This is a genomic window from Flavobacterium lacustre (assembly GCF_027474525.2).
Classification (GTDB): domain Bacteria; phylum Bacteroidota; class Bacteroidia; order Flavobacteriales; family Flavobacteriaceae; genus Flavobacterium; species Flavobacterium lacustre.
In genome coordinates this window covers 3,124,009-3,145,765 of record NZ_CP114882.2, presented here as the reverse complement: position 1 = coordinate 3,145,765, position 21,757 = coordinate 3,124,009, and the positions used below count along the sequence as shown (strand labels likewise).

Below are 21,757 nucleotides of genomic sequence, written 5' to 3'. Positions count from 1 at the left end.
GCATTTCTAAATAACCCTGCTATATTTGCAATTCATCAATTGAATTATGGAAGTGTACAAAGTAAAAAAAGAAGCATATTCGGAAGCGTTACATAAAATCAACAAAAAATACAATAGTATCAGCATTTTAAGGCTTTTAACTATTGTATTTTTTTTGGTGTCCCTTTATTATTACATCAAAACGAGTACGGTTTTCTTCATGGTTTTGGCCGTTTTGCTCTTTGTGCTTTTTATTGTTTTAATGCGCTTTCATTCCCGACTGCTTTTTCAAAAGAAAATCAAACAAGCACTATTGGCTATTAATGAAAATGAAATCGCGTATTTAAACCGGGAAAAAATACCTTTCGAAAACGGAGTAGAATTCAATGATTTCCATCATCCGTATGCCTATGATTTGGATATTTTTGGGGACCATTCATTATTCCAAAATCTGAACAGGACGGCTACATTTATAGGAAAAAAAACGTTGGCAAAACAACTTTTAACCCTTTTGGCAAACGAAGAAATTGTTAGAAACCAACAAGCGATTCTTGAATTAGACGAGAAATTAGATTGGCGTCAGGAGTTTTTGGCTTTAGCCAAAGTCAGTGATGACACTAAATCCGGTTATGAAACGCTTTTGCAATGGAATTCATTTACCGGCAGCCCTTTGTCAAGAGTCAGTGTTGTCTTTTCTTTTGTATTGCCTATACTGTTTTTGGTCACTTTTATAGCGTATGTAGTGACCTCAAATCCCGCCTTTTTATCGGTCATTTCCTTATTGGTAGTTATTAATTTAGGGTTTTTAGGACTGTTTTTGAAACGCATTCAAATCGAAATTGCCAATGCATCCAACATAGATAAAACCATCAAACAGTACGGTTTATTGATGCAGAAAATTGAAGAGGAATCTTTTCAATCTCAAAAATTAAAAGACCTGCAGCAAAAACTCACCTTCAAAAAAGAAAATGCCAGTGTGCATTTAAAGCAATTAGCTTCTTTGTTTGGGAACATGGACAGCATTGGGAATTTTGTCACTGCCATTCTGTTCAACGCAACATTTCTTTTTAATGTTCATGTTTTAAAAGCGTTATTGCAATGGAAAAAAGAACATACCGAAGCATTAGAAAATTGGCTGGAAATTATTGGCGAATTCGAAATGCTCAATAGTTTAGCGAATTTCTCCCATAATAATCCGTCGTTTACGTATCCGACATTAAACACTGATTTTCAAATAGATTTTTCTAATCTGAGTCATCCTTTGCTAAATCCTGCAACCAGAATTGGGAATGAAGTACAATTTCATCCGCAGTCGTTCATGATTTTAACCGGTTCTAATATGTCCGGTAAAAGTACTTTTTTGAGAAGTTTGGGAATCAATATGGTTTTGGCTGGAATGGGTTCGTCTGTTTCTGCTGATAAAGCGAATGTACATCCTTTACCTGTTTTAGTTTCCATGCGATTATCAGATTCCTTATCGGATAGTGAATCGTATTTCTTTGCCGAAATCAAACGTTTAAAACAAATCATGGAAGCTTTAGAAGGAAATCCTGCTTTTGTATTATTAGACGAAATTCTGCGCGGTACGAATTCTGATGATAAGCGCAACGGAACTATTGAGGTTGTGAAAAAAGTAATTGCAAAGAAAGCCATTGGTGCTATTGCCACGCATGATATTGAAGTGTGTTTGACAACAAATGATTACCCAAATGTGCTGACCAATAAATGCTTTGAAGTAGAAATACACAATGACGAATTGCATTTTGATTATAAACTTCGGGACGGCATTTGCCAAAACAGAAGTGCTACATTCTTAATGAAAAAAATGGGCGTAATTTAATTTAGGTAGCAGCTTGAACTATTGTAGGATATAAAAATCTTACCATAATTAATTTCAACTTTGTAGCATAAAAAAAACCGCAATTCTGGTTAGAAATTGCGGTTTTTTTGAATATAAATGGTTTTGGTTAGTTAGCGAATTCTATATTTTGAATGCTGAAAATTAGCTGTTCAACATTACTGGCATTACAAGCATGGTCACTGTTTCTCCGTCTTCTAATCCGTCTACTGGAGTTAGAATTCCGGCTCTGTTTGGCAATGACATTTCAAGCATAATCATATCCGATTGTAAGTTGGTCAACATTTCGGTTAAGAAACGGGAATTGTACCCAATTTGCATATCATCACCTTGATAATCACAAGTCAGTCTTTCTTCGGCTTTGTTGGAGTAATCGATATCTTCGGCAGAAACATTCAATTCAGCTCCAGCGATTTTCAAACGAATTTGGTGTGTTGTTTTATTCGAAAATATCGCAACACGACGTACAGAACTCAAAAACTGAGAACGTTCAATCATTAACTTATTTGGATTTTCTTTTGGAATTACCGCTTCATAATTAGGATATTTTCCATCAATCAAACGACACATTAAAATGTAATTGTCAAAAGAAAAAGTAGCATTCGAATCGTTATATTCGATCTTCACTTCTGCGTCCGAAGTTGTAAGAATATTTTTTAGAATAGTCAACGGTTTTTTAGGCATAATGAAATCAGCTACTTGAGAAGCCGTTACATCAGTACGCGCATATTTTACTAGTTTGTGAGCATCAGTAGCAACAAAAGTCAATCCTTGTGGTGAAAACTGAAAGAATACACCAGACATCACCGGACGTAAATCATCATTTCCAGCAGCAAAAATCGTTTTACTGATGGCTGTTGCCAAAACATCAGCAGGAACAAGTGTTACCGATGGTTCGTCTAAGTTTACTGCTTTAGGAAATTCTTCTCCAGGAGCATAAGCCAACGCATATTTTCCTGAATTTGAACTGATTTCTATCGTGCTGTTTTCTTCAACAGTAAAAGTCAACGGTTGTTCTGGAAACGTTTTAAGGATTTCTAAAAGTAATTTTGCAGGAACCGCAACGCTACCTTTGCTGGTAGAATCAATATCTAAAGTCGCAGACATGGTAGTTTCAAGATCAGAAGCAGAAACGGTTAGTACGTTATGATCTAAATCAAATAAAAAGTTATCTAAAATGGGTAAAGTATTGCTACTGTTGATAACGCTACCTAAAACTTGTAATTGTTTCAATAAGTACGAACTCGATACTATAAATTTCATCTGTTATGTTTTATTATTTTGGGTATCTTTTTTGATTTCTTTAAAAACCATACACTTTACAAATATATCGTAAACTATTCTAGTTTTTAAATTTTTTTATTAACATCTACCGGCTGTATTTTCTTTTGCGGAGGAAAGTAAACACAAGTCCAAAAAGCACTAAAATAAGAATTGGTAGCCCGATAGTTAGGAATTGGGTTCGGGTGTAGTTTTCATACACTTTTTCTTTATCCAATAAAGGCAAATCAAGATCTTTACTTCGAATGTTAATAAGTCCGTTGTCATCCAACAGATAATTGACACAGTTTATCAAAAAATCTTTATTATCATACAAATTACCTGAGCGTTGGTCGTAACCCAATTCTACAGGCTGAAAGTTTTTATCCAATTGGTTTCGGATTAAATCCCCATCCGAAATGACAATCATCTTATTTTCTTTTCCTTTGGCTTCAAAAGTCTTTTGGTCAAAAGGAAGCACTCTGTTTTCAAACATCGAATGAAAAGAACCTTCAAGCAAAACCGAAAGCGGAATATTGCCTTTGTTCACATAATCGGCAGGAGTCGTTTCCTCTGTCACGCTATTCAAATTAATTTCAACCGGAGTTCCTATTTTCTTTGAATATTGGGAAGATTGCAACAAAATGGTTTTCTTGATTCCGTTTTTTAAAGTGTCGATGCCATTGGCAAAATCAAACTTGATACCTCCCAAATTTTTCACAATCGGATGCAAGCTCGTTGGATACACCTGTGGCGCAAATTTCCAGTTAAATTCCTGAAATTGAGTCGCACTTCCTTGTTCTCCGGAAGCTAACTTGATTGGACTTCCTTGCTCATCTTTGACTAAATCCGGATTGATTCGGAAGCCATATTTAAAGAACATATCATTTAAATTCAAATTTCTAGGATAGGCCAAAGTGGCTCCGGAACTGTTGTACAAACTGTCCATTTCAACCGCAACCTGATCTACAAGCCACAAGGTTTTACCGCCATTGATGATGTATTGGTCTAAAACCTGTTTCTCGCCGTCAGTAAAAGTTTTCGTAGGTTTGGCGATGATAGCCAAATCATATTTTTCTAAAGCTTCTAAACTTCCGATAGGATTTTTTGCAACAGAATCTAATGTGAACGGACCAATGTGGTAACTTTCTCGAACCTGCAACAGAAATTTAGCAATATAAGCTTCATGAGGTTCACCGTTTCCTTTGATTACGGCTACTTTTTTCTGTTTTTCTTTGGTGATTTTATTCAAAGCATCCGCAATCGAATATTCCAGATGTTGCACGGAACCAATCACTTTTTGAGTAGTCGAAGCGCCCATTCTGTTTTTCAACAAAGGAATATTAACTTCTTTATTGTTATACACCGCAATTGCCCAAGGAAAAACCATAGCTTGAGATTGTTTTCCTTTGTCGTCAACGGTTATGTTTATTGGTGTAAGTCCTTTTCGGTACAACTCTTTGATGTTGTCCATGCTTTCGTCTTCGTTTTCCAATGGATCTACAAATTCAAAAACAATATTAGAATTATAGCCTTGAAATTCTTCTAATAATTGACGTGTTTCTTGTTGTAATCGCTTGAATTCTGCAGGCAAATCACCTTGCATATAGACTTTTACAGACAGCGGATTTTTGACTTGTTTGATGATACTCAACGAAGTATTCGAAAGCGTATATCTTTTGTCTTTGGTAAGGTCAAAACGATGAAAAAATCCATTGCTTAACACATTCAAAAACAATACAAAGGAAAGAATGCCGAGTACCGATTTCAGGTTGTTTTTCTTAGAAGTTGTCATTACGATTTAAACGATTTTAGATTATAAACAGTAAACGAAAGAAAGACAATCGTTATACTGCTAAAATAAATGATATCTCGAGTGTCTAATACGCCTCGGCTCATGCTTTTGAAATGGTCTTGCATTCCTAAAGCTGCTATTTTCGAAGAGAAATTCGGAACAATGGCAGACAAACCTTCGAACCCAAAATAAAAGAAGAAACAGACAAAAACGGCAACTATAAATGCCACAATTTGGTTTTCAGACAGGGTAGAAGTAAAAATCCCGATGGCGGAATAAGCAGCAATCAGGAATAATAATCCAAAATAAGAACCCATTGTGCTTCCCATATCGATATTGCCTTCCGGCATTCCCAAACCCGAAATTACCGCTACATAAATAAATGTTGGAATAATTGCCATTGTAATTAATAATACTGCGCCAAGGAATTTTCCGTTTACGATTTGCCAAATCGACAAGGGCTTGGTCAGTAATAATTCTAAAGTACCTTGTTTTTTTTCATCCGAAAAACTGCGCATGGTTACAGCAGGAATCAAAAAGATTAAAATCCATGGAGATAAGGTGAAAAAAGGAGTCAAATCTGCAAAACCAGTGTTCAAAATATTGTATTCTCCTTCGAAAACCCAAAGAAAAAGGCCATTCAAAATCAGGAAAATGGCGATGACCAAATAACCGACAGGGGAACCGAAAAAGGATTTTATTTCCCGTAATACTATTGATTTCATTCTATATGTTTATTCGTTGATTTGTTTATTTTGAAACGGGCATCTATTACTCTAAACTTGCTAATTTATTTACGCTCCACGCTTCGGGTTTGTCATTGAACAGTTTTTTGGTAAAAGACCAGACTTCATTAAAAAGTTCTGAATTTCTGTAATTTTCTAAATCAGCTTCGGTTTCCCAATAACTGTAGGTGAAGAAAATAGAAGGATTATTTTTATCCTGATACAATTCTAAGAAACGGTTTCCGGGCGCATTTCGTATCCGTTCTTTCATTATTTCGAAGTTGGCTAAAAAAGCAGGAATGTGTTCCTCGTGAAAACTCAATTTTACTATTCGTACAAACATTGTTTTTTTGTTTAAAATTCAAAAAGTTCAAAGTAGCGCTGCTTTAAACAAATTTAATTAGTACTGTATCCCTGTAATTCAATCCCAGTAAGCTATTGGCAGAACCCACTTTGGAAGGATTGCTCCTGAAAATGGCAATCTCTAAGAAACCGGCTTCATTGAAAATGGCTAATTTTTCACCTTCGTAATATTTGATTGGATATTTATCAGAACTCGCAATTGCCGAATAATTGGGCAAAATGGTTTTGATATTTTTAGTTTTCATTACAATTTCATACGGTCTTCCTCTGGATACATCAAGAAATTGTTTTTTTGAAATATTGGTGACAACATTTCCAAAATGATCAATATAAATGACATGGCCTTTTAAGGAATTACTGTCCGCAGCTAAAACCGCTTGCAATTCAGTTACTTGTTTGATGGTGTTGATTTCTTTGCCAATGACGTTTAGCAAACCACCTTTGGCAATATGACAGGCTACTTTGACAAACACATCCATATCGGTGGCTTCATTGTGAAGGCGGTCGTGTATGTTGATGGTAACTATTTTTTGGGGAACAATTTTTTGCGTCAGCATACTCAAAATACCATTATCGGCTGCAATAAAATAATGGTCGTTCCATTGCATGACGATATGTTGGTTTTCTTTATTCCATTCCATATCCACTCCAATCAAGTGAACTGTTCCTTTTGGGAAACTGGCATAGGAAGCGCCAATAACGTAACTTGCTTCAACAGTGTTGAATGGGTCTATGTCATGCGAAATATCGATAATTGCCGCATCTGAATATTCGGATAAAATCTTCCCTTTTAAAGCACCGACAAAGTGATCTTTCAAGCCGTAATCGGTAGTAAGGGTAATTATTGACATAATTTTGTTTATAACTATTGGCGTAACTTAAACCTAATTTTAATTAAATTTGAGAAATGCAAAGCTAAAGTATTTTAGGCTTTAATTAAATAGATTTTTAATTTGAATTTAAAACGCAATACTATGATAAATACTTTCTTTTTAGTTTTTCTGTTTTTTTGCAGTCTTCAGTCTTTTAGCAAGAAATTGCCTCATCCGCAGATGTGCCGTTTTAGGCCACATTAAAGGATGTCAGATTGCGACTTTACATTTAAAATAACTTAAAAACGACAGCTTTTGAACGAAAGAATCATCGAGCTCATAGACATCGCTCCAAAAGATTTTTGGGGCGCTCAAGACACTCATCTTGAAACTATTAAAAAATACTACCCAAAATTGAAAATTGTTGCCCGAGGAACAACAATAAAAGCTTTTGGTGAAAAAGAAGTCTTGGACGAGTTCGAAAAGCGGTTTCAGCGGTTGATGTTGCATTTTACACGATACAACACAATTGATACTAATGTGATTGAACGCGTGATTATGGACGGTCAAGAAGAAAGAAAAATGCAGGGCCATGATAAAATATTAGTGCATGGCGTGGGCGGAAAAATCATCAAACCGATGACGCCTAACCAGCAACTTCTGGTGGATACGATGGATAAAAATGACATGGTATTTGCCGTAGGTCCCGCAGGAACAGGAAAAACATATACTGGTGTTGCCATGGCCGTAAAAGCGTTGAAAGAAAAGCAAGTCAAACGAATTATTCTTACGCGTCCGGCGGTAGAAGCAGGGGAGAACCTGGGTTTTCTTCCGGGGGATATGAAAGAAAAATTAGACCCGTACATGCAACCTTTATACGACGCGTTACGCGATATGTTACCGAATGAAAAATTAGAGGATTACATCTTGAAAGGTATTATTCAGATTGCGCCATTGGCCTTCATGCGCGGACGAACTTTAGATAATGCTTTTGTTATTTTGGATGAAGCACAAAATACGACTCATTCCCAAATGAAAATGTTTCTGACCCGTATGGGAAAAAGTGCCAAGTTCATGATTACGGGCGATCCCGGCCAAGTCGATTTACCCCGCAGAACCATTTCGGGGCTTAAAGAAGCTTTATTAGTTTTGAAAGACATTGACGGAATCGGAATCATTTATCTGGATGATAAAGACATTGTACGCCACCGATTAGTCAAAAAAGTAATTGATGCGTATAAGATGATTGAAAATAATGACTAGAAAATAATTAATTATTATTGGTAATCAGACAAGTATAAACCACGGATTTTCGAATTTTAATTCGAGAATCCGTGGTTTTTTTTATCCAAAAATCGGGAAAATGGTTTGGCTTCAAACCTCAAATCGAATAGTTAAAAATCGGGAATGTTATTTTAATAAAAGGTAAAATCGCTATTAATCTTTTCACAACTCTCTTTTTTTCTTTGTGTTTCTGTTCAAAATGCAATAAATTTGAAAGTATAAAAAATAAGAACAGCCAAAAACGACGATGACAAAAGAAAAAATTAAAGTAGTAATTAGCGATTTAGACGGCACTTTACTCAACTCCGAACACCGAATATCTTCTTATACCAAATCTATTTTTAAGGAACTTCACGATCAGAATTATTTAATAATTGTGGCCACGGGACGCCATCATTTAGACGCAATGGCTATCATTGAAGAATTGGGTTTTCCGGTTTATTTAGTGACTTCAAACGGTGCGAGAATTCATTCGCCAACCAAAGAATTGCTATTTGCTTTTAATTTAAAAAGTGAGGCAGTACAATCTGTTTTGTCTTTAGAAATTGATCCGGAAATTACAACTGTTTTATTTAAAGAAGAAGTTTGGCAGACCTCAAAAACCAATAAAAAACTAAACAGTTTCCAAAAAGAAATGACCTATCCGCCTGAGGTAGTTGATTTTGATACTTTGGAGGATTTTAGTGCCATAAAAATATTTTTCACACACGATAATCACGAAAAATTAGTAGCCTTAAAAGAACGTATTTTGGTCGATCATTCGGAAGAATTCAGTCATGCGTTTAGTTTGCCAATTTGTTTAGAATTCATGGATAAATCGGTAGATAAAAGTGTGGCGATTGCTAAGATTTTAGAAAAAGAAAATTTTAGTTTTCAGGAAGCAATTGCTTTTGGCGACGGATTTAATGATGAAAATATGTTGAAAGCTACCGGAAAAGGGTTAATTATGGGCAACGCTCCCGAAAACTTAAAAGACAAACTATCTCATTTAGAAGTGATTGCTTCAAATGATAATGATGGAGTTGCAAAGTATTTATTTACGATATTGTTAGAATAAACGGGTTTTGATTTTAAAACGAGGTTTGTAACTCCAACGGAATCAGATTCTATTTCATCCAGCTATTGATTAATTAGTGGAACTGAATGGGATTCTTTGCTTTATATCCTAAAATAATCCTAAATTTGCATTCATAAAAAAACAACACAATACTAAAAATAATGAGCAATACAATCACCACCACTAATTTTAATTTTCCAAATCAAAAATCGGTTTACCGAGGAAAAGTAAGAGAAGTTTACAACATAAACGATGAACTTTTAGTAATGGTCGCCACAGATAGGCTTTCGGCTTTTGATGTGGTTTTGCCAAAAGGAATTCCGTATAAAGGACAAATTTTGAATCAAATCGCTACCAAATTCATGGAGCTGACTAAAGATATTGTTCCGAATTGGTTGATTGCAACTCCGGATCCAAATGTTGCTGTTGGGCATTTATGCGAGCCTTTCAAGGTAGAAATGGTAATACGCGGTTATGTTTCAGGTCATGCTGCCCGTGAATATGCACTTGGTAAAAGAGAAATTTGTGGGGTAAAAATGGCAGAAGGGTTAAAGGAAAATGATAAGTTTCCGGAACCAATTATCACGCCAACTACAAAAGCAGATAATGGCGAACACGATGCTGATATTTCAAGAGAAGATATTTTGTCTAAAGGAATTGTTACCGAAGAAGATTATTTGGTTTTAGAAAAATATACTCGTGCTTTGTTTCAAAGAGGAACAGAAATCGCTGCTGCTCGCGGATTAATTTTGGTAGATACCAAATATGAATTTGGTAAAACCAAAGAAGGAGTAATTGTTCTGATTGATGAAATTCATACTCCGGATTCCTCTCGTTATTTCTATTCTGAAGGGTATCAGGAAAGACAAGATAGAGGCGAAGAGCAAAAACAATTGTCAAAAGAGTTTGTACGTCGTTGGTTAATTGAAAACGGTTTTCAAGGACAAACGGGACAACAAATTCCAAATATGACTGACGAATACATCGCAACAGTTTCTGAAAGATACATCGAATTGTATGAAAATATTCTTGGAGAGCAATTTGTAAAAGCTGATATTTCAAATATCAATGAGCGAATTGAAAAGAATGTTTTGGCTTATTTGAAGTCTAAATAATACTGTTCAAATAAAATTAAAAAACCGCAATGTCTATTGATATTGCGGTTTTTATATTTTAATCCTTACAAGAATTCCTGAAAGATTTATTGTAACGAGGCCATGTCAATTACAAAACGGTATCTCACGTCACTTTTCAACATTCTCTCGTAAGCGTTGTTGATGTCCTGCATTTTGATAATCTCAATTTCAGAAACAATATTGTGTTCTCCACAAAAATCTAACATTTCTTGAGTTTCGGCAATGCCACCAATTACAGAACCTGCAACAGATTTTCGTCCTAATATCATTGGAACCGTATTTAAAAAAGGTTCTAAACCTCCCAAATAGCCAACCAAAACTAAAGTACCATTAATGTTTAGAGTTCCAACATAAGGATTAACATCGTGTACGTAAGGAACGGTATCAATTATCAAATCAAATTTTCCGTTTACCGAATTCATTTGATTACTATCTGTAGAAATAATCACGGCATCGGCTCCTAATGCTAAAGCGTCTTTTTCTTTATCCGGCGTTCTTGAAAACAGCGTAACTTCTGCACCCAAACCTTTTGCCAATTTGATGGCCATATGACCTAATCCGCCCAAACCAACTACTGCAACTTTACTTCCTTTGGTCACTTTCCAATGACGAAGCGGAGACCAAGTGGTAATTCCGGCACAAAGTAATGGAGCAACGGCTGCTAAATCTAAGTTGGAAGGCACTTTCAATACAAAGTGTTCATCGACTACAATTTTTTGAGAATACCCACCATAAGTGTATCCGCCCAAATGTTTATCAGCACTACCGTAAGTTCCTGTAAAACCGGTTAAGCAATATTGTTCAAGGTCATTCTTGCAGCTGTCGCAAGTGTGACACGAGTCAACTAAACAACCAACTCCTGCTAAATCACCAACTTTTAATTTGGTTACTTCGCTTCCCACTTTGGTTACTTTACCCACAATTTCATGACCAGGAACAGCAGGATACACCGTAAATCCCCAATCATTTCGAGCAGTGTGCAAATCGGAATGGCAAACGCCGCAATACAAAATCTCAATTTCGATATCTTTTGAAGTAACAGCTCTTCGGTTGATGTTCATTTCTTTCAAATCGGCATCGGCAGCTTCAGTACCATATGCTTTTACTGGTGTAGTATTCATAGTTTTTTTATTTTAATAAGAGCCTTCTTTTGAAAAACTATTTCAAAGGTAAGACTTCATTAGGACAAGTTATTGTATTTAATGTTTCCTTAATTTATTTTTAGCAACTGTTGAATGAATTATAGGGATACTTATCACTTTTAAGGATTAGATACAAAAAAGGTTTGTCAAAATTGCTTTCAGATAAACCTTATTTGAGTTTGTTTTATTTTAAATTCTCGTTGAAAAACTGCCCCAGTTTATCAAAAAGGGGATGGTTTTTGTTTTAAAGCGTTCATATTAATTGGGTTTGCTAATTCCTAAGTTTTCATTCTTGTGTAACTCTGGATTTTGAACAAGCGTTGCCACGAAAGCAGCAATGCTCTTTCTTGAAATCGCTGAACCTGTTTCGGGTGTGCCTTTTTGGGTAATCGCATAATCAATTTCGTTGCCATTGGTAAACCAGTCGGGACGCAAAATGGTATAATCCAATCCTGAACTTTCGATTACGTCTGCCAACTTTCGGTAAGGAACTAAAACAGGTTTTAAAGGCGTTTCATAAATACCGATGGAACTAATGGCAATAATTCTTTTCACATCGGCTTCTTGCATCGCTTTTACAATGTTTTGGGTCATGGTTTCCAAGTTTCCGGCAAGGTTTACATACACAATGTCCTGACCGGCAATTGTATTTTTTAGGTTGGCATAATCCATTACATCGGCTTCAACAACTGTGCAGTTGGTGGTGTCATTTGCGATACGGCTTTTGCTTCTTGCCAATAGCGTTAGGTGAACATCGGGTACATTTTTCAACGTATCGATTACATATTTAGCAAGACTGCCGCTCGCTCCAATTACGAGTACATTTTTCATTTTTTTATATTTAGGTTCAACCACCAACTTGTTTTGGGCATCAGAAAAATTGGAAAACAAACAGATGAATAGGGTTAACGTAATAATTAGTTTCATTTTCATTCTTTAATTTATTCAAGAGTTGTAGCTGCTTTTGTTTTAATACCGATTTCCAACAATAGTGATTTTAGAAAGAGTATCGGTCAAACTCTTTAATTCCTCTGGTGTAAATTGAAAATCAATAGACCAAAGATTTTCCTGTAAGTGTGCCAATTTGGTTGTACCTGGAATGGGAACTATCCAAGGTTTTTGTGCTAACAACCAAGCTAATGATACTTGTGCAGCGGTTAGTCCTCTTTTATTTCCAAATTCAGTCAATACGTCAATTATTTTCCAATTGGCAATAACGGCTTCTGGTTGGTAACGCGGTAATTTTCCACGATTATCATTATTAGGATTGTATTGGGTGCGTTCGTTGATATATCCGGTCAAATAGGCTCTGCAAAGCGGACTGTAAGGAACAAATCCGATTCCTAATTCTTCACAGACATTCAGAATGTCTTTTTCAGGATCTCTTGTCAGTAGCGAATATTCGGTTTGAATAGCGGTTAGTTGTTGTATTTCGTGTGCTTTTCGAATGGTGGATGCGTCGGCTTCACTTAATCCAAAATTCAAAACTTTGCCTTCTTTTATTAAATCTTTTACAGTTCCTGCCACATCTTCAATAGGTACATTAGGATCAACTCGGTGTTGATAGAGTAAGTCTATTCTGTCGGTTTTCAATCTTTTCAGAGATTGTTCCACCACTTCTTTGATGTGTTTTGGCTGACTATTGAATGCTCCGGTAAGTTTTCCGTTTTTGATGTCAAAACCAAACTTGCTGCATAACGTTATTTTATCTCTGAAAGGCGCGATGGCTTCTCCCAACAACTCTTCATTTGTGTAAGCACCATAAGCTTCTGCCGTATCAAAAAAAGTTACTCCCATATCATAAGCATTTCTAATTACGCCTATCATAGGTTTTCTATCGGGTACAAAGCTTCTGTTCCAAGACATTCCCATGCAACCCAATCCCATTGCCGAAACTTCTATCTTGTGGTTGCCGGAGCCTAAAAAACGATTTCCTAAAATTTTGTCATTGGTAGTTTCTTTTGGTTCCAATTTGATGTTTTCATTCTTTGACGGCATTCCAAAAGCAGTAGATACGACTAAAGAACTTCCGGCAAGCGCACCTAATTTTAGAAAATCTCTTCTATTTTTATGTTGCATAATATTTAATTTAAGGGGTTATTTTAGTTGACTTTATTGTATTATTTTCCTACTCTTTGTTGCAAATGTGCTGGATAACGGTCTCCTTGAACGTTGGTTTTGGCGAAAGCGGCATCAATCTCTTGAATATCTGCTGCTGATAAAATAATGGAAGCACCACCAATATTTTCGGTCAATCGATGTGATTTTGTGGTTCCTGGAATAGGAACAATCCACGGTTTTTGAGCCAATAACCAACCAAGTGCTATCTGTGCCGGTGTTGCCTTTTTTTGCGTGGCAATGGCACCTAATAATTCGACCAACTTTTGATTTGCTTTTCGGTTTTCTTCACTGAAACGAGGCACGATATTTCTAAAATCGGTAGGGTCAAATTGAGTGTTTTCTGTGATAGCGCCGGTCAAAAATCCTTTCCCTAATGGGCTAAACGGAACAAAACCGATTCCCAGCTCTTCTAATGTTGGTATGATTTCCAATTCAGGTTCTCTCCACCAAATGGAATATTCACTTTGCAAAGCCGTTACAGCTTGTACAGCGTGGGCTTTTCGAATCGATTGAACACCCGCTTCCGAAAGTCCAAAATGTTTTACTTTTCCTTCTGCAATCAAATCTTTAACCGTACCGGCAACATCTTCCATAGGTACGTTGATGTCTACTCGGTGTTGATAAAATAAATCAATCACATCTGTTTTGAGTCGTCTCAAGGATTCTTCGGCAACGGCCCTTATGCGTTCTGGACGGCTGTCTTGTCCTTTGCTGGAATCTCCTTCTTTAAATCCAAATTTGGTTGCAATAACTACATCTTTTCGGAAAGGTGCCAAAGCTTCTCCGACCAATTCTTCATTGGCTTTGCCATATGCTTCAGCTGTATCAAAAAAAGTGATTCCTTGTTCATACGCTTCTCTAATTAATTTAATGGCTGACTCTTTATCTGTTGCCGGACCATAACCAAAACTCAATCCCATACAACCCATTCCAAGAGCTGAAACTTCTAATCCATTGTTTCCTAATATTCTTGTTTTCATTTAATATGTTTTTGTTTTATTCTTTTCTATAGAATTTTAATAGTACAAAGTTCCTTCAATACCAGTTTCTATTTAGTATACAGATTACTGCTATTAGTACCATTATTACTGATTTGAGTTGTAGTGCTAACACATTAACAATCTGCGCACTATATTTGCATAATAAAATTAAAGAACTGGGTATGGAACAGATTATTAAACTTGAAAAAATTGCGCAATACAATCAACTCAAAGAAATTGAAACAAAACATCCTTTAATAAGTGTTTTTGATAATTCGAAAACAAAAGCATTACCAAATCACAGTCGGATGCATTTTGGATTTTATGGGATTTTTTTAAAAGCTGGAAATTGTGGAGAATTAAGATATGGACGTAACAACTATGATTATGATGACGGAACACTAGTTTTTATTGCTCCCGGACAAGTTTTAGAAGTTAATAATGAAGAAAATTATCAACCTTCAGGATTGGCTCTTCTTTTTCACCCTGATTTAATAAAAGGAACATCATTAGGAAAAAAAATGAGTCACTATTCTTTCTTTTCTTACGAATCGCATGAAGCGCTTCATTTGTCTTTAAAAGAACAACAAATTATAAAAGACTTGTTCGGTAAACTTGAATATGAATTGAGTCAATCGATTGATAAACATAGCAAAAGTATTATAACAAATAACATTGAGCTGTTTTTAAATTATTGTGTTCGCTTTTATGACAGACAATTTATAACCCGTGAAAATATTAATACTGATATTTTATCCAAATTTGAAAAGGTATTAAATACCTATTTTCATTCCGAAACGCCTCAGAATTTAGGACTTCCGTCTGTGAGCTATTTTGCAGATTGTTTGCATCTTTCACCTAATTATTTTGGAGATTTAATTAAAAAAGAAACGGGTAAATCAGCTCAAGAACACATACAATTAAAACTAATAGATATAGCGAAAGAAAGAATTTTTGATACTGAAAAGTCAGTAAGCCAAATCGCATTTGAACTCGGTTTTAAATACCCTCAGCATTTTAACCGAATGTTCAAAAAAAGTACGGGTTTCACTCCCAATGAGTATAGAAACAGGAATTAAAAAAAGTAAAACCCCTTAAAATAATCGAATTTTAAGGGGTTTATTTTTAGAAGGGATTTTAAATATGAATCCCTTCTAAAATTTTAATTTATTGATTGTTATTTTTATTGGGAAATAAAAGGAAAAAATAATACCCAACAAATTTTAAAACCTATTTCAAGTTAGTTGAACAGCTATTTGATTCAATTGAATACATCACTTAAAAAAAATACAGCAATTTAGGTAGGGTGATTTTGTTTCTAATTGTTATATAGATATAAATACAGTTTTTCTTTTTTTGGGAAGAGATAAAACATCTATAAATCAATTAAAAAAATGTATGAAACACTTTTACTTAACTTTTAATTTTTAAGCAAATGAAAACAAATCAAAGATCCCTTTTAGCACTACTAGTATCATGTGTATTATTATTTAGTTGTTCAAACGATGGCCCTGCTTCAACAACATCAGATACAACTGCTGCATCAACTTATGAAGTGGTAGCCACTACAGCTTTGCCAACTACTATTTCGACTTATATTGCATCAAAATATGTAGGTTCGACGACAACAGAAGCAAATTTGAATTCAGATGGGACTTATGTGGCGTATGTAGCTCCCGCAGCAGGAACGACATTTAAATCGAGTGCTACATCTAAATCAGAAACTGTATTAAAATTGCTTTTTACAGCTAAAGGAAATTTAGTTGCTGTAAAAACGCTAAACCCTCTGGCGGTGCTTGATTTGTTAACTACTATAACTACATATATTGCCACAAATTATGTAGGAGCGACTATTACTTCTGCGCATTTAGAATCTGATGGGAGTTTTGATGTATTAATTCTTAATGTAGATGGAACTAAAGCAAAATTGAACTTTGCTGCAGACGGTACATTTGTATCAGCAAGTGCGCTTAAAGCGAATGGAAATCACAAACACAAACATTCTGGCAACCATATTTCGGTAGCGGTAGTGGATTTATTAGCAGGCATTACAACTTATATTTCGACTAATTATACCGATGCAACTATAGTTTCAGCTCATAAAGAATCTGACGGAAGTTTTGATGTATTTATTGTTACTGCCGCTGGTGCAAAACTGAATTTGAATTTTACTGCAACGGGAGAGTTTGTTTCGGTTAGTGCGGATGGAAGTTTTCATTCAGGTAATCATTCTATAGTGGCTATCGCTGATTTATTGACGGATATCACAACTTATATCAATACTAATTATGCAGGAGCTAAAATAGTTTCAGCTCATAAAGAATCTGATGGTACTTTTGATGTATACATTTTAACTGCATCTGCTGTTAAACTAAAATTGAGTTTTTCTGCTACAGGAGTTTTTATTACTGTAAAAGTAGATGATGACACACATTCTGAGGATCATTCACCGATTGCTGTGGCTGATTTGTCGGTTGATATTTTATCGTATATCACTACAAATTATCCAAATGCAACTATTTTAGCCGCTCATAATGAGTCCGAAGGAGGTTTTGAAGTATATGTTCAAACGGCTATAGGAACTAAATTAGAAATTAAATTTACTGCAGCAGGAGTCTTTATTTCGGTAAAAGCTGATGATGATTCAAATTCTGATGATGATTCATCAATTGCCGTAGTTGATTTGTTAGCAGAGATTACTACTTATATCACTACAAATTATCCAAATGCAACTATAGTATCCGCTCATAGTCAGTCTAGCGGAGGTTTTGAAGTATATGTTCAAACGGCCACAGGAATTAAATTAGAAATTAAATTTACAGCCGCTGGAGTATTTGTGAAGGCAGAAAAGAAAAACTAAAGAAAACCTCTTTTATAATTCTAGTAAAAACGTTTATAAATTTAAAAACCCTAACACATCAATGTTAGGGTTTTTAAATTTGAAATAGCTTTAAAATTGGTACTTTATTCCCTAATTTCCATTATTAATAAACTCCGAAGGTGACATCGAAAAGCTTTTTTGAAAATTTCTGCTGAAGCTAGATTGCGAATTGTAACCTACTATTTCAGAAATTTCATAGACCTTGTATTTACCAGAAAGTAGTAACTCTGCAGCTTTTCTTAAGCGGGCATTATTTATTAGTTCATTTGGGCTTAAATTAGAGATATCTTTTATTTTACGATATAAAGTTGAACGACTCATATGCAAAATATCGGCTAATGATTCGACACTTAAGTTGGTATCGGTCATATTTTGATCAATAATATCCTCTAGTTTTTTAATGAATTCTTCGTCGATTTTATTGTGAGCAATAGTCTTTAAATGGGATAAAGGAGAACTTGCATAATATTCCATAACATGGCGTCTATTGGATAATAAATTATCTATTTGTGCCAAAATAAAATCTATCGAAAATGGTTTAGAGATATAAGCGTCAGCCCCAGATTCTAAACCTTTTATTCTTGATTGTACAGCGCTTAAGGCTGTTAATAAAATTACCGGAATATGACTCGATTCAATATTAGATTTAATACGGTCGCATAATTCAATTCCATCCATAATTGGCATTGTAATATCACTAATAACAACATGTATAATTTCATTATGAATTACTTTTAAAGCTTCTTCTCCGTTAGTAGCTTTAAAAACTTTATATTCTTTTCCAAGTTCTTTACTCATAAAATTGAGTAGCTCCAAATTATCCTCGACAACAAGTATTTGTGTTTTGATATTTTTAGCTATAATTTCATTTTCAAATTCTTCATTGCTTTCTTTTATATCAGTTTCGGAAGTATCCTTGTAAAGATTGAACTCACTTTCTTGACGCAGTGGTAATTGTAATACAAAAGTATTCATCGTATCGTCCAGAAATTGCAATTTTAAAGTCCCGTTATGTAATTCGGTCAAAGAATGTGCGAGTGATAAGCCAATTCCGGTTCCGGTTTGATTTCCAGTACCTAATATTCTAAAGAAAGGCTCGAAAATTTTACTTTTAAGACCTTTTGGAATTAAATTTCCATCATTTTTAACTATAAATTCCAGAGAATTTTCGTCTCTAAACATTGTAATTAGTACTTCGCTTTTGGCATATTTTATAGCATTACTAAGTAAATTACTTAGAATTTTTCTAATGGCTTCTTCATCCACAAAAGCATAAATATTTTTTTCACCCAATTCTAATTTCAAATGAATATTTCTTTCTTCAATTAAAGGAGCAAATTCTGATTGTAAATGTCTAACCAAAAGAGATATATTTGTTTCCACAAAAGTTAATTTCAACCCTTCCATTTCGGTCTTTCTAAAATCAAGCAATTCATTAACCAAGTTTAATAGGCGAGAGGTGTTTTTCTCCATTATTAATAAATTCTGTGGAATTTCAGCAGACTCATACGTTCTCTTCAGCAAAATTTCTAAAGGGCTCTTAATCAGAGTTAGAGGAGTTCGGATTTCATGGGCAATATTGGTAAAAAATTCGATTTTGGCATTATAAATTTCCTTCTCTTTCTCGTTATTTAGATAAGTGATTTTTTGATTATTTTCCTTAATATTCATGTGATGATACCTTTGTAAAAGCCAATATAGACATCCCGTTATTAGTAAAAAATAGCCAAAAAAAGCATAACTACTTGCCCAAAATGGAGGTAAAATTGTAATGTCAATAACAGCTTCTTTACTCCAAATTCCATTCACGCTTAATGATTTAACTCTAAATTTATAGTCACCGGATGGAAGCTCGGTAAAAAACACTTTATTATTTTTATTCAAATAAATCCAATCATCGTTGATACCGTCTAATTTGTACCAATATTCTGTAAGTTCCGGTGCTGTATAGCTTAACGAAGCAAAATCAATATTAAAATTCGACTGATGATTTTTTAAAGTAATTTTTTTGATATACGAAATAGATTCGTCTAGTGGAGAGTCTTCATCATTTACCACTACATCTTGATTGTTTATTTGAAGCCCGGTAATAAATATTGGAGGATTGAATTTATTTGTACTGAAATTTTTAGGATTAAAACTAATCATACCATTAAGATTTCCAAAATACATATCTCCATTAGAATCCTTAAAAGCCGAATTATAATTAAATTGATCACTTAATAATCCGTTTGCGGTAGTGAAAATTTTAACTGATTTTGTTTTAGGATTAAATCGGACTAAGCCTTTTGAAGTCGTGATGCATAAATTCTGTTTTTCATCTTGCAAAATAGAATAAATTACATTGCTGGGAAATCCATCTTTAGTAGTATAATTTTTGAATTCTTTTTTGTTGTAATCAAATAAATTCAAGCCATTTTCGGTTGCTATCCACAGATTATTTTGCTTATCCTGAAAAATAGAAGTTATAAAGTCATTACTGATACTTTTGTCATTATTAAAATCATGTTTGTAAACTACTTTCTCTTTAGTTTTTGAATCGTAATAAAACAGTCCGTCACGATAAGATCCTGCCCATAAGTTCCCTCTTCTGTCTTTAAACATACAGGTGTAATGGGTGCTTTCCGAAAAAATATCAGAAATGTTAAAAGTGTCATTTTTATCATCATATAAATAGATTCCCAAAGAGGTGACTACATATAATTTCTTTTCGGGAGTTTCATAAAATGTAACAATAAAATCACTTCTAAAATTGCTTGAAGTGTGGTCATAATGTTTTACAACTTTTCCGCTATTAGCATCCATAATATCTAATCCATGCTCAAAAGTCCCTATCCAAATTTTATTTCCTCTTGGTAAAACAGCATGGATATTATAAAAAGAAAGTCCTGATTTTGTTCCATTGGGCTGAAAATTAACAAATTTCTTGGTCTGTAGATTAAATTTATTAATTCCAGCATCTTCCGTACCAATCCAAAGATTGCCTTGATTGTCTTTGTGAATTTCACGAACAGCACTTCCTACAATTGCATTTTCACTTTTGCGGGGAAAGTATTTTTTGAACTGATCATATTGTTTTTGATGATAATTTACTCCACCAAAATAGGTTCCAATCCAGACCCCATTTTCTTTATCAATAGTGATACAATAAGCTGCATTATCTGAAATGGCATAAGGATCACTTGGACTCTTACGTAGAATTTTAATCGTTTTATTTTTTAAATTATAAATAGAGACTCCCGATTCGCTGGCAATCCATAATTCATTTCTATTGTTCTTTTTAAATTGTCTGACAAAAATGGGTCTTTCGGCGCCGTTAATAAAAGGTGACGTTTTTCCAGTTGAAACATCATACTTGTAAACACCATGGTCTTTTGTGCCAATTAAAACTGAATTTGCATCTAATGCATAAATGACCGAAATTAAAAAGGTGCTATTAGGTAACTGCACCTTAATTTTATCAAAACTTTGAGTCGCTTCAGAATACCGATATAAATCATCATAAGAAGATACCCAAATTACTCCGTTTTTATCACAAGTGATAGATGTGGCATAAAAGGAATTTCTACCGTCGAACATCGTGGTCTCTTTTGTGTCAACATTATATTTAACCAATGTTCCAATAGAAATAAACCATAAATTATTCTTTAAATCATTTTCAATATCATTGATACGATTGTTTATAGCCTCGTTCAAAAAAGTAAATTTTTCTAACTTTTTATCGTACGAATACAATCCTTTATCCGTTCCTACCCAAATATAATTTTTGTATTCATGCAGCGATTGAACGTAGTTTATTCCTAAAGATGTTTTAGGGTTTGCCCCACTGCGAAATGTTTTAAAATGATATCCATCAAAACGATTCAAACCATCTTTAGTGCCAAACCATAAAAAACCATCTTTGTCTTGAATAGAGGCCAAAACAGAATTGTTTGACATCCCATTTTCGACCTTATAATGTTTAAAATAATATTCCTGACTAAAAGTTGTAGTTGACAAAAACAAAAGACAAATTAATGTCCCTATTTTGAAAAATCTTTGCATGTTACTGTTTTATTAATTTTTATAAAAATAACTTATCCAATTGTGTCATAAGAATGCATTTTGATTTGCATTGCTTAATCGTGCTGTATTTATATGGGATTTGAATCATTTGAACATAATTGTGAAACAAAATGGGGTTAAAATTATGTCGTCAATACCCTAATTTGGTCAAAAATTAAAATGACATTTTTTTTTAGTATATAAATTAAAGTATTATTAAAAAAATCGAAAATACTTTAAAGATTATTAATAGATTTGGTTTTATGGAGTTGCAATATTACTTAATTTTTACTAATACAAAATTAAATTTTTAAAACTTA

16 protein-coding genes are annotated in these 21,757 nt (G+C 34.2%); 6 read left to right on the top strand and 10 right to left on the bottom strand.

The window, feature by feature from the left end; translation table 11 throughout:
* Positions 1-46 precede the first annotated feature (46 nt).
* Entirely contained in the window at positions 47-1,819 is a 1,773-nt protein-coding gene (locus O6P34_RS13565) for a MutS-related protein (RefSeq protein WP_269685050.1), read from the top strand.
* Between the two features lie 162 nt (positions 1,820-1,981).
* Here the strand turns inward: O6P34_RS13565 and dnaN are convergent, their stop codons facing one another.
* The 5 genes from dnaN to O6P34_RS13540 form a co-directional block, all read right to left on the bottom strand.
* The gene (gene dnaN, locus O6P34_RS13560; RefSeq protein WP_269685049.1) at positions 1,982-3,100 is read right to left on the bottom strand and encodes a DNA polymerase III subunit beta; all 1,119 of its coding nucleotides are present in this window, start codon (positions 3,098-3,100) and stop codon (positions 1,982-1,984) included.
* 106 nt (positions 3,101-3,206) lie between these two features.
* On the bottom strand, positions 3,207-4,892 hold the full coding sequence (gene gldG, locus O6P34_RS13555) for a gliding motility-associated ABC transporter substrate-binding protein GldG (RefSeq protein WP_269685048.1): 1,686 nt from the start codon (positions 4,890-4,892) through the stop codon (positions 3,207-3,209).
* Complete coding sequence (gldF, locus tag O6P34_RS13550; RefSeq protein ID WP_269685047.1) at positions 4,892-5,617, bottom strand: gliding motility-associated ABC transporter permease subunit GldF; 726 nt, start codon at positions 5,615-5,617, stop codon at positions 4,892-4,894. The genes gldG and gldF overlap by 1 nt, the downstream gene beginning before the upstream one ends.
* A gap of 46 nt (positions 5,618-5,663) precedes the next feature.
* Positions 5,664-5,960, bottom strand: a complete 297-nt coding sequence (locus tag O6P34_RS13545; RefSeq protein ID WP_269685046.1) for a putative quinol monooxygenase — start codon at positions 5,958-5,960, stop codon at positions 5,664-5,666.
* A 43-nt stretch (positions 5,961-6,003) separates the two neighbouring features.
* Positions 6,004-6,831 (bottom strand): SAM hydrolase/SAM-dependent halogenase family protein, encoded by an 828-nt coding sequence (locus O6P34_RS13540; protein ID WP_269685045.1) that lies wholly within the window; start codon positions 6,829-6,831, stop codon positions 6,004-6,006.
* A 276-nt stretch (positions 6,832-7,107) separates the two neighbouring features.
* Between O6P34_RS13540 and O6P34_RS13535 the strand changes: the two genes are divergently transcribed.
* From O6P34_RS13535 to O6P34_RS13525, 3 genes are all read left to right on the top strand, one after another.
* Positions 7,108-8,055, top strand: a complete 948-nt coding sequence (locus tag O6P34_RS13535; RefSeq protein ID WP_269685044.1) for a PhoH family protein — start codon at positions 7,108-7,110, stop codon at positions 8,053-8,055.
* A 268-nt stretch (positions 8,056-8,323) separates the two neighbouring features.
* The gene (locus O6P34_RS13530; protein ID WP_269685043.1) at positions 8,324-9,133 is read left to right on the top strand and encodes a Cof-type HAD-IIB family hydrolase; all 810 of its coding nucleotides are present in this window, start codon (positions 8,324-8,326) and stop codon (positions 9,131-9,133) included.
* A gap of 161 nt (positions 9,134-9,294) precedes the next feature.
* Positions 9,295-10,248, top strand: coding sequence for a phosphoribosylaminoimidazolesuccinocarboxamide synthase (locus tag O6P34_RS13525; RefSeq protein ID WP_269685042.1), 954 nt, complete (start codon positions 9,295-9,297; stop codon positions 10,246-10,248).
* Between the two features lie 86 nt (positions 10,249-10,334).
* Here O6P34_RS13525 and O6P34_RS13520 read toward each other — a convergent pair whose 3' ends face one another.
* The 4 genes from O6P34_RS13520 to O6P34_RS13505 all read right to left on the bottom strand — a co-directional run bounded on the left by O6P34_RS13520 (position 10,335) and on the right by O6P34_RS13505 (position 14,512).
* Positions 10,335-11,390 (bottom strand): NAD(P)-dependent alcohol dehydrogenase, encoded by a 1,056-nt coding sequence (locus O6P34_RS13520; RefSeq protein WP_269685041.1) that lies wholly within the window; start codon positions 11,388-11,390, stop codon positions 10,335-10,337.
* 279 nt (positions 11,391-11,669) lie between these two features.
* Positions 11,670-12,242, bottom strand: a complete 573-nt coding sequence (locus O6P34_RS13515) for an NAD(P)H-binding protein (RefSeq protein ID WP_269685040.1) — start codon at positions 12,240-12,242, stop codon at positions 11,670-11,672.
* A gap of 138 nt (positions 12,243-12,380) precedes the next feature.
* Entirely contained in the window at positions 12,381-13,490 is a 1,110-nt protein-coding gene (locus O6P34_RS13510; RefSeq protein ID WP_269685039.1) for an aldo/keto reductase, read from the bottom strand.
* Between the two features lie 41 nt (positions 13,491-13,531).
* Positions 13,532-14,512 carry an aldo/keto reductase gene (locus O6P34_RS13505; protein ID WP_269685038.1) on the bottom strand — a complete coding sequence of 327 codons (981 nt, stop codon included), beginning with the start codon at positions 14,510-14,512 and terminating at the stop codon, positions 13,532-13,534.
* Positions 14,513-14,694: 182 nt separating this feature from the next.
* On the opposite strand from O6P34_RS13505, the gene O6P34_RS13500 reads away from it, so the two are divergent.
* Both O6P34_RS13500 and O6P34_RS13495 read left to right on the top strand, forming a co-directional pair.
* The gene (locus O6P34_RS13500) at positions 14,695-15,591 is read left to right on the top strand and encodes a helix-turn-helix domain-containing protein (RefSeq protein ID WP_269685037.1); all 897 of its coding nucleotides are present in this window, start codon (positions 14,695-14,697) and stop codon (positions 15,589-15,591) included.
* Between the two features lie 356 nt (positions 15,592-15,947).
* Complete coding sequence (locus O6P34_RS13495) at positions 15,948-17,372, top strand: PepSY-like domain-containing protein (protein ID WP_269685036.1); 1,425 nt, start codon at positions 15,948-15,950, stop codon at positions 17,370-17,372.
* Positions 17,373-17,483: 111 nt separating this feature from the next.
* Here the strand turns inward: O6P34_RS13495 and O6P34_RS13490 are convergent, their stop codons facing one another.
* The gene (locus O6P34_RS13490) at positions 17,484-21,437 is read right to left on the bottom strand and encodes a hybrid sensor histidine kinase/response regulator transcription factor (protein ID WP_269685035.1); all 3,954 of its coding nucleotides are present in this window, start codon (positions 21,435-21,437) and stop codon (positions 17,484-17,486) included.
* Positions 21,438-21,757 lie beyond the last annotated feature (320 nt).

Bases quoted from the DNA above. Each gene is read 5' to 3' on its own strand.
- O6P34_RS13490 (WP_269685035.1), bottom strand. From the start codon at position 21,437: ATGCAAAGATTTTTCAAAATAGGGACATTAATTTGTCTTTTGTTTTTG.
- O6P34_RS13510 (WP_269685039.1), bottom strand. From the start codon at position 13,490: ATGCAACATAAAAATAGAAGAGATTTTCTAAAATTAGGTGCGCTTGCC.
- O6P34_RS13545 (WP_269685046.1), bottom strand. From the start codon at position 5,960: ATGTTTGTACGAATAGTAAAATTGAGTTTTCACGAGGAACACATTCCT.
- O6P34_RS13540 (WP_269685045.1), bottom strand. From the start codon at position 6,831: ATGTCAATAATTACCCTTACTACCGATTACGGCTTGAAAGATCACTTT.
- O6P34_RS13500 (WP_269685037.1), top strand. From the start codon at position 14,695: ATGGAACAGATTATTAAACTTGAAAAAATTGCGCAATACAATCAACTC.
- O6P34_RS13515 (WP_269685040.1), bottom strand. From the start codon at position 12,242: ATGAAAAATGTACTCGTAATTGGAGCGAGCGGCAGTCTTGCTAAATAT.
- dnaN (WP_269685049.1), bottom strand. From the start codon at position 3,100: ATGAAATTTATAGTATCGAGTTCGTACTTATTGAAACAATTACAAGTT.
- gldF (WP_269685047.1), bottom strand. From the start codon at position 5,617: ATGAAATCAATAGTATTACGGGAAATAAAATCCTTTTTCGGTTCCCCT.
- O6P34_RS13530 (WP_269685043.1), top strand. From the start codon at position 8,324: ATGACAAAAGAAAAAATTAAAGTAGTAATTAGCGATTTAGACGGCACT.
- O6P34_RS13565 (WP_269685050.1), top strand. From the start codon at position 47: ATGGAAGTGTACAAAGTAAAAAAAGAAGCATATTCGGAAGCGTTACAT.
- O6P34_RS13525 (WP_269685042.1), top strand. From the start codon at position 9,295: ATGAGCAATACAATCACCACCACTAATTTTAATTTTCCAAATCAAAAA.
- O6P34_RS13495 (WP_269685036.1), top strand. From the start codon at position 15,948: ATGAAAACAAATCAAAGATCCCTTTTAGCACTACTAGTATCATGTGTA.
- gldG (WP_269685048.1), bottom strand. From the start codon at position 4,892: ATGACAACTTCTAAGAAAAACAACCTGAAATCGGTACTCGGCATTCTT.
- O6P34_RS13520 (WP_269685041.1), bottom strand. From the start codon at position 11,390: ATGAATACTACACCAGTAAAAGCATATGGTACTGAAGCTGCCGATGCC.
- O6P34_RS13505 (WP_269685038.1), bottom strand. From the start codon at position 14,512: ATGAAAACAAGAATATTAGGAAACAATGGATTAGAAGTTTCAGCTCTT.